Origin of the sequence: Gemmobacter sp. (genome assembly GCF_046292685.1) — a bacterium.
GTDB lineage: Bacteria > Pseudomonadota > Alphaproteobacteria > Rhodobacterales > Rhodobacteraceae > Wagnerdoeblera.
Map to the genome: position 1 here is coordinate 1 of NZ_JBKBQM010000010.1, position 14,635 is coordinate 14,635.

Consider the following 14,635-nt stretch of genomic DNA (forward strand, 5'->3'; position numbering starts at 1 on the left):
GTGTTGCCGCCGGCATCCTCGCTGGCGCGCACCCGGGTGCGCCCTTCGCGGGCCGCCGCCACCAGGTCGGCCGACACGGCGGCGGCATCCGGCGGCGTCGCCGCCGGCCGGCTGCCCGGCACCAGGCGCGAGACGCCCGACCACACGCCGTTCAGCAGGTCGGTCAGAAACGTGTTGCGCGGCTGTGCCACCGGGTCCATCGGAAAGGCGCCGTCGCGCGCCTGGCCCACGGTTTCGGCGATGACCTGGCCGTTGCGGTCGTAGACCCGCAGCACCGTGCCCGGCGACACCTCGATGCGGGCCAGCGCCAGTGCGGCCACGGCGCCCTGGCTCGGCGCGTTCTGCAAGGGGCCGGCCACCTGCGGCATGCGCGCCTCGACCGCGTTGGCGATCAGGCGCGCCTCGGTGACCAGCGCCGCCTCGCGCTGCATGACCAGGCTGTCGCGGAACGGGTTGAGAAACAGCACGCCCGCCACCAGCACCAGCAGCGCCAGCAGGTTGAACACCACGATCTTGCGCGCCAGCGGCGAGGTGTTGAGCGACACCAGCCCCCGCCTGCGGCGCCGGGCGCGCAGGCCGGGGTCGGTGGCGGTTTCCGGGCCGGTCCAGTCTTCGCCCAGCACGACGGGGCCTTGCGCCCGGGTCGGCGCAGGTTCGCTGTTCTGCAGATCGACGCGGGGCGCGAGGGTCATTCTTCGTTGTAGCGGTAGCCGATGCCATACAGCGTCTCGATCGCCGAGAAATCGGGATCGACGGCGCGCATCTTCTTGCGCAGGCGCTTCACATGGCTGTCGATGGTGCGGTCGTCGACATAGACCTGGTCGTCATAGGCCACGTCCATCAGCTGGTCGCGCGACTTCACGAAGCCGGGGCGTTGCGCCAGCGCCTGCAGCAGCAGGAACTCCGTCACCGTCAGCGCCACGTCCCGCCCCTTCCAGGTCACCGCGTGGCGCAGCGGGTCCATGCGCAGGTGGCCGCGCTCCAGCACCTTGGATTCGTCGGCCGCCGGCAGATCGCCGGTGGCGATCGCCTCCTGCCGGCGCAGCAGCGCGCGGATGCGTTCGACCAGCAGCCGCTGGCTGAAGGGCTTTTTCACATAGTCGTCGGCGCCCATGCGCAGGCCCAACACCTCGTCGATCTCGTCGTCCTTGGAGGTGAGGAAGATCACCGGCATGTTGGTCTTCTGCCGCAGGCGTTGCAGCAGGTCCATGCCGTCCATGCGGGGCATCTTGATGTCGAGCACCGCCATGTCGGGCAGGCGCCGGTTGAAGGCATCGAGGGCGCTTTGCCCGTCGTTGTAGGTCTCGACCTCGAAACCTTCGGCTTCGAGCGTCATGGAAACGGAGGTCAGAATATTGCGGTCATCGTCAACGAGGGCGATCCTCGACATGGGCGCTGTCCTTGTACTGCTCGTTATGCCTGCTTTTTGCCACATTCTCTGCCTTTCGCCGTTTTGAATCAACAGCCAACTGCGAATCACCCGCCCGGATGTCGCCCAGAAGACCAAAAAATCCTCAACCAATGGCTAAATTGCCGCAGTGATCCGGGTGGTTGCGCTAAACCGACCTTGGTTGCGCTAACTGCGCCCAACTGTCCTGTTACATGTCCGAGCCGACGTGCTATAGCGCGCCCATCGCCCCTTCCGGCGCGATCGGCGCAACATTGTTTCATTCACGGCGCCGTCATCGGAATCTATGCAATGCCGCCCCGACGGCACGGAGCCTGCACATGGATCATGGACGCGTGAACCCGGCCCATACTCTGGAAACCCAAGGTCTGCACGGGCTTGGCAACGTCTATTACAACCTGATCGAACCGGCGCTGGTCGATGCGGCGGTGTCGCGCGGCGAAGGGCGGTTGGGGCTGGGGGGGGCGTTTCTCGTCTCGACCGGGCAATTCACGGGGCGTTCGCCCAAGGACAAGTTCGTGGTGCGCACGCCGTCGGTGGAAAACACCATCTGGTGGGAAAACAACGCCCCGATGGCGCCCGAGGCCTTCGACCGGCTGTACGAGGACATGACCGCCCACATGAAGGGGCGCGACTATTTCGTGCAGGATCTCTATGCCGGCGCCGACCCGGCCAACCGGCTGGACGTGCGGATGGTGACGGAGCTGGCCTGGCACAACCTGTTCATCCGCCATCTGCTGCGCCGCCCCGCGCGGGCCGAGCTCGACAGCTTCGTGCCGGAATGGACGGTCATCAACTGCCCCGGCTTCAAGGCCGACCCGGCGCGCCACGGTTGCCGCACGGAAACGGTGATCGCGCTGAACTTCGACCGCAAGCTGATCCTGATCGGCAACACGGCCTATGCGGGCGAGAACAAGAAGTCGGTGTTCACGCTGCTGAACTACCTGCTGCCGGAAAAGGGCATCATGCCGATGCACTGCTCGGCCAACCACGCGCCGGGGAACCCTGCGGAGACGGCGGTGTTCTTCGGGCTGTCGGGCACCGGCAAGACCACGCTGTCGGCCGACCCGGGGCGGGTGCTGATCGGGGATGACGAACACGGCTGGTCGGACACGGGCACCTTCAACTTCGAAGGCGGCTGCTATGCCAAGACCATCAACCTGTCGCCCGAAGCCGAGCCGGAGATCTACGCCACCACCCACCGTTTCGCCACGGTGGTGGAGAACATGGTCTACGATCCCGATACGCTGGAGCTGGATTTCGCCGACAGCAGCCTGACGGAAAACACCCGCTGCGCCTATCCGCTGGATTACATTTCCAACGCCTCGCACACCGGGCTGGGCGGGCATCCGAAGAACGTCATCATGCTGACCTGCGACGCCTTCGGCGTGCTGCCGCCCATCGCGCGGCTGACCCCGGCGCAGGCGATGTATCACTTCCTGTCGGGTTTCACCGCCAAGACCGCCGGGACCGAGCGTGGCGTGACCGAGCCGACGCCGACCTTCTCCACCTGCTTCGGCGCGCCCTTCATGCCGCGCCGCCCCGAAGTCTATGGCAAGCTGCTGCAGGAAAAGATCCGCCAGCACGGTGCCACCTGCTGGCTGGTCAACACCGGCTGGACGGGGGGCGCCTACGGCACCGGCAGGCGCATGCCGATCAAGGCCACCCGCGCGCTGCTGACCGCGGCGCTGGACGGCTCGCTCAACAGTGCGACCTTCCGCAAGGACCCCAACTTCGGGTTCGAGGTGCCGGTGGCGGTGTCGGGCGTGGATGCCGCGCTGCTGGACCCGCGCAGCACCTGGGCCGACCCGGCCGCCTATGACGCGCAGGCGGCGAAACTGATCGGCATGTTCTCGAAGAACTTCGCCCAGTATGTCGCCCATATCGACGACGAGGTCCGCGCCGCCGCCATCGGCTGAGGCCGGCCTGACGACAGCGGGGCGCAGAGGGCCTGCCCCCCCTGTCCCTGCGAGGGACATGACACGGGCCAAGCCATTTCAATGGCTTGGCCTTTCGTTTTTACCCGGCGTTAACCTCTGCCCGCCACAGCCCCGGCCGAAGCCTTGCGAAAAATTACCGGCGCGGGGGTTTTTCCTTTGGCCCGCGATGGGCTACATCCGGCGCAGACCCGCAAGGAGAATGTCATGCTGCGCGACGATCCGCTGTTCCTGCTGGCTGCCGGCGCCTCGCTGGTGGTGCTGGTGATCCTGATGATCGGCATCGGCGGCTTTGCCCGGGGGGGCGAGTTCAACCGCAAGCATGCCAACCGCCTGATGCGGTATCGCATCTATGCCCAGTTCGTCGCCGTGGCGCTGATCGTGGGCTTTGTCTACATCCGGCACACCTGGGGGAACTGATGGTCGTCCTGTCGAAAATCTACACCAAGACCGGCGATGCCGGCGAAACCGCCCTGGGCAACGGCGCAAGGGTGGCCAAGCATTCCATCCGCGTCAGCGCCTATGGCACGGTGGACGAGACCAACGCCACCGTGGGCCTCGCACGCCTGCATGCGCAAGACGAGATGGACGCGGCGTTGAAACGCATCTCGAACGACCTGTTCGACCTGGGCGCCGACCTGTGCACCCCCGACATGCACCTGGATGCCACCCTGCCCTATACCCCCCTGCGCATGACCGAAGGCCAGGTCGAGCGGCTGGAGCGCGAGATCGACGCGATGAACGCGCGGCTGGAGCCCCTGCGCAGCTTCATCCTGCCTGGCGGGTCGGTGCTGGCGGCGCAACTGCACCTGTGCCGCACCGTCTGCCGGCGCGCCGAGCGGCTGGTGGTGGAACTGGCCACGATGGAGGCGGTGAACCCGGAGGCGGTGAAATACCTCAATCGCCTGTCGGACTGGTTCTTTGTGGCCGGCCGCATCGCCAACGACGACGGCCGCAGCGATGTGCTGTGGGTGCCGGGGTTGACGCGCTAGCAGCGGAAAACGCGACGTCGCGGCATGAAATCATGTCGAATCCGCACTGTTCTCGCAGGTGCAGAACAGCTAACACAGCCGAGGATGCAATGGCGCGGCCCCGCCCGCGCGGATGGATGGGAGAGTGCTGCCGATGAAGGTGTTGGTGCCTGTCAAGCGCGTGATCGACTATAACGTGAAGGTTCGCGTGAAGGCGGACGGATCGGGCGTCGATCTGGCGAACGTCAAGATGTCGATGAACCCCTTTGACGAGATCGCGGTGGAAGAAGCGATCCGGCTGAAGGAAAAGGGCGTCGCGTCGGAAATCGTGGTGGTGTCGATCGGCGTGAAGCAGGCGCAGGAAACCCTGCGCACGGCGCTGGCCATGGGGGCGGACCGCGCCATCCTGATCGAGGCGGCGTCGGACGTGCACCAGGACATCGAGCCGCTGGCGGTGGCCAAGCTGCTGGCCGCGGTGGCACGCGCCGAGGAACCCGGCCTAATCATCACCGGCAAGCAGGCCATCGACAACGACATGAACGCGACCGGCCAGATGCTGGCCGCGCTGCTGGGCTGGGCGCAGGCGACCTTTGCCAGCGAAATCGCCGTGGCCGACGGCAAGGCCACCGTCACCCGCGAGGTGGACGGCGGGTTGCAGACCATTCAGGTCAGCCTGCCGGCGGTGATCTCGGCCGACCTGCGGCTGAACGAGCCGCGTTATGCCAGCTTGCCCAACATCATGAAGGCCAAGAAGAAGCCGCTGGAGGAAAAGACCGCCGCCGATTACGGCGTCGATGTCACCCCGCGGCTGACCGTGCTGAAGACCGTGGAGCCGGCAGGCCGCAAGGCGGGCGTCAAGGTCGGCTCGGTCGATGAGCTGATTGCGAAACTGAAAGACGAGGCGGGGGTTCTGTGATGGCTGTTCTGCTGATTGCCGATGTGAACGGGGGCCAGCTGGCGACCGATGCCGTGGCCAAGACCCTGACGGCGGTGGCCGGTTTGGGCGAGGTGCATCTGCTGGTGGCAGGCCCCGCGGCGGCGGCGGCCGAAGCAGCGAAGCTGCAAGGCGCCGCCAAGGTGCTGCATGCCGAGGACGCCGGCCACGGCCTGGCCGAAGGGCTGGCCGACCTGGTGGTGAGCCTCGCCGGCGGCTACAGCCACATTGCCGCCGCCGCCACCGCCTATGCCAAGAACGTGCTGCCCCGCGTGGCCGCGCTGCTGGATGTGATGGTGCTGACCGATGTGACGGCCGTGGTCGATGCCGACACGTTCGAGCGCCCGATCTATGCCGGCAACGCCATCCAGACGGTGAAGTCGTCGGACGCGAAAAAGGTGTTCACCGTGCGCACCGCGGCCTTTGCCGCCGCCGGTATGGGCGGTTCGGCCCCGGTCGAGGCGGTGGCGCCCAAGGCCTCGGCCCTGTCGTCCTGGGTGGAGGACAAGGTGGCGGCCTCCGACCGGCCGGAGCTGACCTCGGCCAGGATCGTGGTGTCGGGCGGGCGCGGCGTGGGGTCGAAGGAAAGCTTCGACATCATCGAGAAGCTGGCCGACAAGCTGGGCGCCGCGGTGGGCGCATCCCGCGCGGCGGTGGACAGTGGCTATGCGCCGAACGACTGGCAGGTGGGCCAGACCGGCAAGGTGGTGGCGCCGCAGCTGTATGTGGCCGTCGGCATCTCGGGGGCCATCCAGCACCTGGCGGGGATGAAGGACAGCAAGGTCATCGTCGCCATCAACAAGGACGAGGAGGCACCGATCTTTCAGGTCGCCGACTATGGCCTGGTGGGCGACCTGTTCGCCGTCGTGCCGGAGCTGACCGCCAAGCTGTAAGGCCGGCGGCAAGGGATTGAAGGGGGGGGGCGGGGCCCTGCCCCTTTTGCCTAAGGGGGGGCGGGGCCGGCGGGGCCCTGCCCCTTTGGCCTAATGCGCCCCTTGCCGCAGCCAGGGCAGCAGCGCATCGGCCAGCGCCTGATGCGCCGAAGGCCCGGGAAGCGACAGGGCCGCCGGCGCCTCGAGCGGGGCGAAGGACTTGCCTTCGGCGCTGCCCGCGCAATCGGGGTGGACGACTTCGACCAGGCCGGCCAGATGCGGGCGCAAGGCGGTGAGCATCATGCGGTCCACCAGCAGCGGCGCGCCTTGCGCGAGGTCGGGCGGATCGTCGGGCAAGGGCGGCGGACGGTCGGCAAACCACACCAGCACCGTGGGCCCCTTGAGCGCGGCCATGAGCTGGCCCATGCGGTCGAGCCAGGCTTGCGACAGCCCGCGCGCCAGTTCGGCAAAGCGCGGGGCGCCGTGGCCGGCCAGCACGCGCAGCAGGTGCCGGGTGAAGGCGAAATCGGTGAAGTCGATTTCGGGGTAAAGCCGCTGCAAGGCAGGGCTGGCGCGCAGGAAGCGGTCGTTGCGGCGCGGATGCACGGTGTAGAAGCGGTTGGAAAGGTTGACCGCCCCGGGCACCGCCAGAAAGCGCAGCCGGGCGCGGGCGGCAAGGCTCAGCACCTCGGGCTCGGCCAGCCAGGCATCGGGGCCGGCCTGCGGCACGCCGAGGTTCAGCACCATCTGCCCCGAGGCCTGTTCCAGCAGCTGCGGCCAAGGGCGGGCCACGAAGCGGCCATAGGTGGCCGCCCCGCCGAGCGCCACGCTGTAACCCGGCCGCACCGCCCGCCAGGGCCCGCGAAACACCAGCCGCGCCGCCCCGTAGCGGCATGGGAAATAGTCCAGCGCCCCCGCGCCGGGAAGTTCGCATGTCATGTCACCCACCCAGGTCAAGTCACCCGACCCCAGCCTGCCACGCCAGGGTAAGGGAGCGGTTAAGGGTTAGAATTGCACGGGTTTTCCGGCGCGGCGCGATGCGGCCTTGCGCTGGCGCGCGGCACCGGCATAAGGTCGGGCGGCGGTCGGACAAGGGAGGGGTGCATGGACATTCGCAGCGTGGGCGTGGTCGGCGCCGGCCAGATGGGCAACGGGATTGCGCATGTCTTTGCCCTGGCAGGATATGACGTGCTGCTGACCGACATCAGCGAACAGGCGCTGGCCGATGCGGTGGCGCTGATCGACCGCAACATCGAACGCCAGGTCGCGCGCGGCAAGATCACGCCCGAAGCCAAGGCCGAGGCGATGGCGCGCATCCGCACCACGCTGAACCTGGCCGAGCTTGGCCCGCTGGACCTGATCATCGAGGCGGCAACCGAGCGCGAGACGGTGAAGCACCAGATCTTCGAAACACTGGCGCCGCATCTGGGGCCGCAGACCATCCTGACCTCGAACACCTCGTCGATTTCCATTACCCGACTTGCGGCGCGCACCGACCGCCCCGAAAAGTTCATGGGCTTTCACTTCATGAACCCCGTGCCGGTGATGCAGCTGGTCGAGCTGATCCGCGGCATCGCCACCGACGAGGCGACCTATCAGACCCTCCTGGGCGTGGTGCAGCGCCTGGGCAAGACCGCGGCGAGCGCCGAGGATTTCCCGGCCTTCATCGTCAACCGCGTGCTGATCCCGATGATCAACGAGGCGGTCTATGCGCTGTATGAAGGCGTGGGCAACGTGCGCAGCATCGACCAGTCGCTGAAGCTGGGCGCGAACCACCCGATGGGGCCGCTGGAACTGGCCGATTTCATCGGGCTGGACACCTGCCTGGCGATCATGAACGTGCTGCATGACGGGTTGGCGGATACGAAATACCGCCCTTGCCCGCTGCTGACGAAATACGTGGAAGCCGGCTGGCTGGGCCGCAAGACCAAGCGGGGCTTTTACGACTATCGCGGCCCGGAGCCGGTGCCGACGCGCTGAGGGCCGGCGGCGGCGCGGGGGGCCGGCGGCGGCGCGGGGGGCCGGCGGCGGCGCGGGGGGTTTTGCACCCCCCGCACCCCCCGCAGGATATTAGCACAAGGTGAAACGGCCGAGGGCGTGAAGCGGCCGGGGGGACGGGTCGCCGTGCCGGTGTTGCGCCGGCGGGGGGGCGGCGTCAGACCGCCATGTCGTCGCGGTGGATGAGCACGGTGCGGCCGGGGTAGCCGAGGATGCCTTCGATTTCCGCGCTGCGGTGGCCGGCGATGGCGCGGGTTTCGTCGGAGGTGTAGCGGATCAGGCCCTTGCCCAGATCCTCGCCCGCGGGGCCGGCGATGGTGACGGGCTCGCCCCGGCCGAAGCGGCCCGAGACGCTGCGCACGCCGGCGGGCAGCAGCGACTTGCCCGCGTGCAGCGCCGCGACGGCGCCGGGATCGACGGTGACGGTGCCGCGCGGCTTCATCGCCGCGATCCAGCGCTTGCGCGCGGCCTGCGGGTCGCCTGCCGGCAGGAACCAGGTGCGCGGCGCGCCTTGCGCCAGCGCGGCAAGCGGGCGGTAGGTGGAGCCTTCCATGATCGCCATCGCGCAGCCGCCGGCGACGGCGGTTTTCGCCGCCATCAGCTTGGTCTTCATCCCGCCCTTGGAGAGGCCCGAAACCGGGTCGCCGGCCATCGCCTCGATCTTGGGGGTGATGTGGTCGATCACGTCGAAGCGGCGGGCGGTGGGGTCGGTCTTGGGGTTGGCGGAATAGAAACCGTCGACATCCGACAGGAGCACCAGCTGATCGGCGCCCACGGTGACGGCGATGTTGGCGGCGAGGCGGTCGTTGTCGCCGAAGCGGATTTCGTCGGTGGCCACCGTGTCGTTTTCGTTCACGATCGGCACCACGCCCAGCGACAGCAGCGTGGCGAGGGTGGCGCGGGAGTTGAGGTAGCGGCGGCGGTCCTCGGTGTCTTCGAGCGTGACCAGTACCTGCGCGGCCTTGAGCCCGTGCGGCACCAGAGCCTCCTCGTAGGCGCGGGCCAGGCGGATCTGGCCGACGGCGGCGGCGGCCTGCGACTGTTCCAGCGGCAGCGCGCCGTCGGGCAGGCCCAGCACGCGGCGGCCGAGCGCGATGGAGCCGGAGGAGACGAGGATCACGTCGGCCCCGCGGGCGCGGGCGGCGGCCACATCCTCGGCCAGGCCGCGCAGCCAGTCGCCGCGCAGGCCGGTGGTGCGATCGACCAGCAGGGCAGAGCCGATCTTGACGACCAGCCGGCGGGCGCGGGCGATGTCGGGGGGGGTCAGGGCCGCCATGATCCGGTGTCGTCCTCGGGGGTGGCGCGGTCGGCCCGGATGGCGGCCATCAGGGCGCGCAGCACCTCGGGCAGGCCCTGGCCGGTGGCGCCGGAAATGGCAAAGACCTTGTCCCCGCTGGCCTTTTCCAGCGCGCGGCGGCGGGAGGACAGGGTTTTCGGGTCGATCGCGTCGATCTTGTTGATGGCGGTGATGCGCGGCTTGTCGGCCAGGCCGTGGCCGTAGGCATCGAGCTCGGCGATGATGGTGCGGTAATCGCGGGTGATGGTGGAGGAGGTGCCATCGACCAGATGCAGGAGCACCGCGCAGCGTTCGACATGGGCCAAGAACTGGTCGCCCAGACCGCGGCCTTCGGAGGCGCCTTCGATCAGGCCGGGAATGTCGGCCATGACGAATTCCTTGCCGTCGATCCCCACCACCCCGAGGTTGGGCACCAGCGTGGTGAAGGGGTAGTCGGCGATCTTGGGCCGCGCGTTCGAGGTGGCGGCAAGGAAGGTGGACTTGCCGGCGTTGGGCAGGCCCAGCAGCCCTGCATCGGCGATGAGCTTGAGCCGCAGCCAGATCGTGCGCTCGACCCCTTCCTGGCCGGGGTTGGCGCGGGCCGGGGCGCGGTTGGTGGAGGACTTGAAGCGCAGGTTGCCCCAGCCGCCGTTGCCGCCTTGCGCCAGCAGCACGCGCTGGCCGGGTTCGGTCAGGTCGGCGATGAGGGTTTCCTCGTCTTGGTCCAGAATCTCGGTGCCCACGGGCACGCGCAGCACGATGTCGTCGCCGGATTTGCCGGTGCGCTGGCTGCCCATGCCGGGCTGGCCGGACTTGGCGAAGAAATGCTGCTGGTAGCGGAAGTCGATCAGGGTGTTGAGCCCTTCGACCGCCTCGGCCCAGACCGAGCCGCCGTTGCCGCCATCGCCGCCGTCGGGGCCGCCGAACTCGACGAACTTTTCGCGCCGGAACGACACGCAGCCCGCCCCGCCGCCGCCCGAGCGGATGTAGACCTTGGCAAGGTCGAGGAACTTCATCGGTCTGGTCCTTTCAGGGTCCGGGCCCCGCTTTAGCGCATCGGGGGCCCCGGCCTCAATGCTATTCCGTCAGGCAGCGCAGCACCCAGACATCGTAGCGCGCATGGTCGAGCGCCGAGAGCGCCGGGCTGGAGGCGACCATCCAGCCCGAGAACACGGTGGCATCCAGCAGAGAATCGCGCACGGTGAGGTGGGCAAAAGCCTCGCCGGTGGGGTTGTCCTCGGGGTAGCGGCAGGCGTTGAGCTGCACCGAAAGCCGCCCCCAGACCGCCGACTGGCCGCGCGACAGCTCGATATCGGCGGTTTCGCCCGACAGGCGGTCGAGCCAGCGCAGCTGCGCGCCGGGGGCCTCAAGGATCGGCTGGGCCTGCGCGGGCAAGGCCAGCAAGAGCAGCGCCAGGGCCGCGCGAATCATTCGCCGGCTTTCAGCGCATCGCCGGCCGCGCCGCCGACGAACTTCATCAGCAGCGTGGTGAGGCTGACGGCGCCCTGGGTGTCTTCGATCTCGGCGCCGGGCTGGAGGTTGAAGGGGGAACCGCCGGGCGTGATCTCGACGAAGTTGCCGCCGAGCAGCCCCTCGGAGGAGATCAGCACGGTGCTGTCGTCGGGCAGAAGAATGCCGTCGCGCACGGTAAAGCGGGCTTCGGCCATGAAGGTGTCGGGGTTCAGCGACAGGCCGGTGACGGTGCCGACCTTGACGCCGGCCATGCGCACGTCGGTGCCGAGCTTGACGCCTTCGACCGATCGGAAGGCGGCGCGCAGTTCGTAGCTGCCGGCGGGCGCGCCGAGCCCGGTGGCCTGCGCGGCATAGACCAGAAAGCCGATGGCCACGGCCAGAACCGCGCCGCCGACGGCGACTTCGGTGGCGTTCTCGTTCATTCGGGCTGCCAGGCCTCGTAATCGCGGCGCTCCACCGGGGCGGCGCGGCGGATCGAGCCGGGGGGCGCATAGGCGGCGGGGGTGCCGGTCAGGTTTTCCTGATGCGGCTTTTCCCAGGCCTTGCGGCGCAGCGGCTGTTCGGTGGGGGGCGCGTCCCAGGTGTGGTGCAGCCAGCCGTGCCACTCGGGCGAGATGCGGCTGGCCTCGATTTCGCCGTTGTAGATCACCCAGCGCTTCTTGCCGTCGCGCGAGCGGTAGAAGGTGTTGCCTTGCGCATCCTCGCCGACCTTGACCCCGTGGCGCCAGGTATGGAAGCGGGTGTTCAGGGTCTGGCCGTTCCACCAGGTCAGAAAGCTGAGCAGGAACTTCACGAGAGACTCTCCTAGCGCGTGCGGATGGTTTCCATATGGCGCAAGGGCGCGCCGAGGTCCAGCGGCGAGTTGACGCCGCAAGGCGCAAGGCCGGCGGATGCGTGCCACAAGATTTTCAAGATTGTTGCACAGGCCGACCTTTCGGTCCGGGTGCGGAATCGTTCCGGGCGGCAATGTGTTGTGCCGGGAACGGAAGTGCGGTCAGGACGGTTACCGCTACCATCGGAAGCGTCTGTCTTTACACCGCCGGCCTCTTGTCGTTGCAGACCGGGGGGTTGCTGAATGTCAGCGTGCTCAACTTCGGGTCGGGGCCGCTGTCGGCCACCATCGTCAACGACGACGAGGTGCTGGACCAGGCCAGCGACGGCGTGGCCACCGCCGCCATCGACGGGGGCCCTGCCCTGCCGCCGGAATACATCGGCAAGGGCACGGCGCAGACCTTCACGCTGTTGGGGCTGCCGCTGCTGGCGGTGCCGGCGGTGGCCTTCAAGGCGGGCGACCAGGTGTTCGTGCATTTCCCCAACGGGCCGCCGCTGTTGTCGGGGCTGCTGATCGGCTTCGGCCTGAACCCGGGCCTGGGCTTTGCGCTGCCCGATCCGATGCCGATCTGCCCGGGCGCCGGGGCGCGGGTGGCCACGCCGAACGGCCCCGTGCCGGTCGAGCAGTTGCGGCCGGGCGACCGGGTGCTGACGCCGCCCGCGGGCCGATGCCGCTGCTGTGGGTGGGCGCGCGCCGGGTGGAACCTGATGCACAGCCGCGCGAGCCCCGGCTGCGCCCGGTGCGCAATCCGGCCGGAGGCCGGTCAGCCGGCGGCGACGCGGGCTGTGACCTCGATCTCGAATCGCATGGCGTCTTCCATCAGCCGCGCCTCGATCATGGTGGCGGCGGGGCGGGCGGTGCCGAAGGCGGCCGAAAGCTGCGGCCAGAGCCGCGGAAACTCGGCGCGGTCGGGCAGGATGTAGGTGACGCGCACCACGTGATCGAGGCTGCTGCCCGCCTGGTCCAGCACCTGCGCCACCGTAGCCAGCGCGTTGCGGCACTGGTCCTCCACCCCTTCGGGCAGGGTCATGGTGGCGTAGTCGTAGCCGGTGGTGCCGGCCACGAAGACCCAGCCGTCTTGCACCACGGCGCGGGAATAGCCGATGGTCGCTTCGAAACTGGAGCCGGAGGAGATGAGACGGCGCAAGGCAGGCCCTTTCGGTTGTCGGCAGGTCGGGTGCGCGCAGGCTTGCGCATCGCGCCGCGGCGCGCAAGGGTGGCGCGGCGGCAGGCGAAAGGGCAGGCGCGGATGCAGGCGATTCCGATCTATGCGGCGGCGGCGCTGGCCGAGATTGCCGGCTGTTTTGCCTTTTGGGCCTGGGCGCGGCTGGACAAGCCGGTCTGGTGGCTTTTGCCGGGGATGGCGTCGCTGGCGGCCTTTGGCTGGCTGCTGGCGCAATCGCCGGCCGATGCGGCGGGGCGCAGCTATGCCGCTTATGGCGGGGTCTACATCGCCGCCTCGCTGATCTGGCTGTGGGCGATGGAGGGGCAGCGCCCCGACCCCCGGGATCTGGCCGGGGCCGGGTTGTGCCTGATCGGGGCGGCGATCATCCTGTGGGCGCCGCGGGGCGGCTGAACAGGCAAAAGGGGCGCCCCCCCGAAGCCCGCCCCGCCTGCCGCCTCAGCCGGCCGAGGCGGTTTCCTTTTTCTTGCGTTCGGCGTGCACCAGCAAGGGCTTGGCGGTGCCGTTCACCACCTCTTCGTTCACCACCACCTCGTGCACGCCGCCCATGCCGGGGAGTTCGAACATGGTGTCGAGCAGGATGTCTTCCATGATCGAGCGCAGGCCGCGGGCGCCGGTCTTGCGCTTGATGGCGCGCCGGGCGATGGCGGTCAGCGCGTCGGGCGCGAAGGTCAGCTTGACGCCCTCGATCTCGAACAGCTTCTGGTATTGCTTGACCAGCGCATTCTTCGGCTCGGTCAGGATGGTGACCAGCGCGGCCTCGTCCAGATCGGTGAGCGTGGCGATGACCGGCAGGCGGCCGACGAATTCGGGGATCAGGCCGAATTTCAGCAGGTCTTCGGGTTCGAGTTCGAGGAACAGTTCGCCCACGCCGCGGGCGTCGGGGGCCTTGACCTCGGCCCCGAAGCCGATCGAGGTGCCCTTGTGGCGCTGCGCGATGATCTTTTCCAGCCCCGCGAAGGCGCCGCCGCAGATGAACAGGATGTTGGTCGTGTCCACCTGCAGGAATTCCTGCTGCGGGTGCTTGCGCCCGCCTTGCGGCGGCACGGAGGCAACGGTGCCTTCCATGATCTTCAGAAGCGCCTGCTGCACGCCTTCGCCCGAGACATCGCGGGTGATGCTGGGATTGTCCGACTTGCGGGTGATCTTGTCCACCTCGTCGATGTAGACGATGCCGCGCTGCGCGCGTTCGACGTTGTATTCCGAGGCCTGCAACAGCTTGAGGATGATGTTTTCCACATCCTCGCCCACGTAACCGGCCTCGGTCAGGGTGGTGGCATCGGCCATCGTGAACGGCACGTCGAGGATGCGCGCGAGCGTTTGCGCAAGCAGGGTCTTGCCGGTGCCGGTGGGGCCGATCAGCAGGATGTTGGACTTGGACAGTTCCACATCGCCCGACTTGCCGCCGGTGTGGTTGAGCCGCTTGTAATGGTTGTGCACTGCGACCGAGAGCACGCGCTTGGCGCGGTCCTGGCCGATGACGTAATCGTCCAGCACCTTGGCGATGTCGCGCGGGGTGGGGACGCCGTCGGCGGTCTTGAGGCCGGAGGTCTTGGTTTCCTCGCGGATGATGTCCATGCACAGCTCGACGCATTCGTCGCAGATGAACACGGTCGGCCCCGCGATCAGCTTGCGCACCTCATGCTGGCTCTTGCCGCAGAACGAGCAGTAGAGGGTGTTCTTGCTGTCGCCCGAATTGCTAGCCATGCGTTCCGTTCCTATCGCCTGTCCGTCAGTCCCGCCCGCAAGAT

General features: G+C 68.4%; 17 protein-coding genes and 1 pseudogene. 8 read left to right on the forward strand and 10 right to left on the reverse strand.

Translation table 11 applies throughout. The annotated features are described in order from the left end of the window. Positions 1-692: sensor N-terminal transmembrane domain-containing protein (locus tag ACK4S2_RS04375; RefSeq protein WP_409620700.1), on the reverse strand; the 692-nt coding region annotated here is incomplete at its 3' end. Next, a complete protein-coding gene (locus ACK4S2_RS04380) occupies positions 689-1,390 on the reverse strand; it encodes a response regulator (RefSeq protein WP_409620702.1) in 702 nt (233 codons plus the stop codon). The genes ACK4S2_RS04380 and ACK4S2_RS04375, both read right to left, overlap by 4 nt. Before the next feature lie 338 nt (positions 1,391-1,728). On the opposite strand from ACK4S2_RS04380, the gene ACK4S2_RS04385 reads away from it, so the two are divergent. The 5 genes from ACK4S2_RS04385 to ACK4S2_RS04405 all read left to right on the forward strand — a co-directional run bounded on the left by ACK4S2_RS04385 (position 1,729) and on the right by ACK4S2_RS04405 (position 6,143). Continuing rightward, entirely contained in the window at positions 1,729-3,327 is a 1,599-nt protein-coding gene (locus tag ACK4S2_RS04385; RefSeq protein ID WP_409620704.1) for a phosphoenolpyruvate carboxykinase, read from the forward strand. 225 nt (positions 3,328-3,552) lie between these two features. Next, positions 3,553-3,765 carry a twin transmembrane helix small protein gene (locus tag ACK4S2_RS04390; protein ID WP_409620706.1) on the forward strand — a complete coding sequence of 71 codons (213 nt, stop codon included), beginning with the start codon at positions 3,553-3,555 and terminating at the stop codon, positions 3,763-3,765. Then, positions 3,765-4,337, forward strand: coding sequence for a cob(I)yrinic acid a,c-diamide adenosyltransferase (locus ACK4S2_RS04395; protein ID WP_409620708.1), 573 nt, complete (start codon positions 3,765-3,767; stop codon positions 4,335-4,337). The genes ACK4S2_RS04390 and ACK4S2_RS04395 overlap by 1 nt, the downstream gene beginning before the upstream one ends. Positions 4,338-4,470: 133 nt before the next feature. Next, positions 4,471-5,232, forward strand: a complete 762-nt coding sequence (locus ACK4S2_RS04400; protein WP_409620710.1) for an electron transfer flavoprotein subunit beta/FixA family protein — start codon at positions 4,471-4,473, stop codon at positions 5,230-5,232. Continuing rightward, entirely contained in the window at positions 5,232-6,143 is a 912-nt protein-coding gene (locus ACK4S2_RS04405; RefSeq protein ID WP_409620712.1) for an electron transfer flavoprotein subunit alpha/FixB family protein, read from the forward strand. Before ACK4S2_RS04400 ends, ACK4S2_RS04405 begins: the two co-directional genes overlap by 1 nt. Before the next feature lie 90 nt (positions 6,144-6,233). Here ACK4S2_RS04405 and ACK4S2_RS04410 read toward each other — a convergent pair whose 3' ends face one another. Beyond that, positions 6,234-7,061 carry a DUF6473 family protein gene (locus ACK4S2_RS04410; protein ID WP_409620714.1) on the reverse strand — a complete coding sequence of 276 codons (828 nt, stop codon included), beginning with the start codon at positions 7,059-7,061 and terminating at the stop codon, positions 6,234-6,236. A gap of 165 nt (positions 7,062-7,226) precedes the next feature. On the opposite strand from ACK4S2_RS04410, the gene ACK4S2_RS04415 reads away from it, so the two are divergent. Further along, entirely contained in the window at positions 7,227-8,102 is an 876-nt protein-coding gene (locus ACK4S2_RS04415) for a 3-hydroxybutyryl-CoA dehydrogenase (RefSeq protein WP_409620716.1), read from the forward strand. 175 nt (positions 8,103-8,277) lie between these two features. Here the strand turns inward: ACK4S2_RS04415 and proB are convergent, their stop codons facing one another. The 5 genes from proB to ACK4S2_RS04440 all read right to left on the reverse strand — a co-directional run bounded on the left by proB (position 8,278) and on the right by ACK4S2_RS04440 (position 11,662). Further along, complete coding sequence (gene proB, locus ACK4S2_RS04420; protein WP_409620718.1) at positions 8,278-9,396, reverse strand: glutamate 5-kinase; 1,119 nt, start codon at positions 9,394-9,396, stop codon at positions 8,278-8,280. Beyond that, positions 9,384-10,412 (reverse strand): GTPase ObgE, encoded by a 1,029-nt coding sequence (gene obgE, locus ACK4S2_RS04425; RefSeq protein ID WP_409620720.1) that lies wholly within the window; start codon positions 10,410-10,412, stop codon positions 9,384-9,386. Before obgE ends, proB begins: the two co-directional genes overlap by 13 nt. 61 nt (positions 10,413-10,473) lie before the next feature. Further along, positions 10,474-10,827 (reverse strand): DUF2155 domain-containing protein, encoded by a 354-nt coding sequence (locus ACK4S2_RS04430; RefSeq protein ID WP_409620722.1) that lies wholly within the window; start codon positions 10,825-10,827, stop codon positions 10,474-10,476. Further along, positions 10,824-11,291, reverse strand: a complete 468-nt coding sequence (mlaD, locus tag ACK4S2_RS04435; protein ID WP_409620724.1) for an outer membrane lipid asymmetry maintenance protein MlaD — start codon at positions 11,289-11,291, stop codon at positions 10,824-10,826. The genes ACK4S2_RS04430 and mlaD overlap by 4 nt, the downstream gene beginning before the upstream one ends. After that, positions 11,288-11,662, reverse strand: a complete 375-nt coding sequence (locus tag ACK4S2_RS04440) for an NADH:ubiquinone oxidoreductase subunit NDUFA12 (protein ID WP_409620726.1) — start codon at positions 11,660-11,662, stop codon at positions 11,288-11,290. The genes mlaD and ACK4S2_RS04440 overlap by 4 nt, the downstream gene beginning before the upstream one ends. Before the next feature lie 599 nt (positions 11,663-12,261). Between ACK4S2_RS04440 and ACK4S2_RS04445 the strand changes: the two are divergent. Beyond that, positions 12,262-12,471: pseudogene (locus ACK4S2_RS04445) on the forward strand (Hint domain-containing protein); the annotation flags it as partial. On the opposite strand, the gene ACK4S2_RS04450 reads toward ACK4S2_RS04445, so the two are convergent. Next, a complete protein-coding gene (locus tag ACK4S2_RS04450) occupies positions 12,465-12,848 on the reverse strand; it encodes a RidA family protein (protein ID WP_409620728.1) in 384 nt (127 codons plus the stop codon). The pseudogene ACK4S2_RS04445 and the gene ACK4S2_RS04450 overlap by 7 nt on opposite strands. A gap of 102 nt (positions 12,849-12,950) precedes the next feature. On the opposite strand from ACK4S2_RS04450, the gene ACK4S2_RS04455 reads away from it, so the two are divergent. Then, positions 12,951-13,277, forward strand: coding sequence for a YnfA family protein (locus tag ACK4S2_RS04455; protein WP_409620848.1), 327 nt, complete (start codon positions 12,951-12,953; stop codon positions 13,275-13,277). Between the two features lie 45 nt (positions 13,278-13,322). On the opposite strand, the gene clpX is transcribed toward ACK4S2_RS04455, so the two are convergent. Then, on the reverse strand, positions 13,323-14,591 hold the full coding sequence (gene clpX / locus ACK4S2_RS04460) for an ATP-dependent Clp protease ATP-binding subunit ClpX (RefSeq protein WP_409620730.1): 1,269 nt from the start codon (positions 14,589-14,591) through the stop codon (positions 13,323-13,325). Positions 14,592-14,635: the final 44 nt, after the last annotated feature.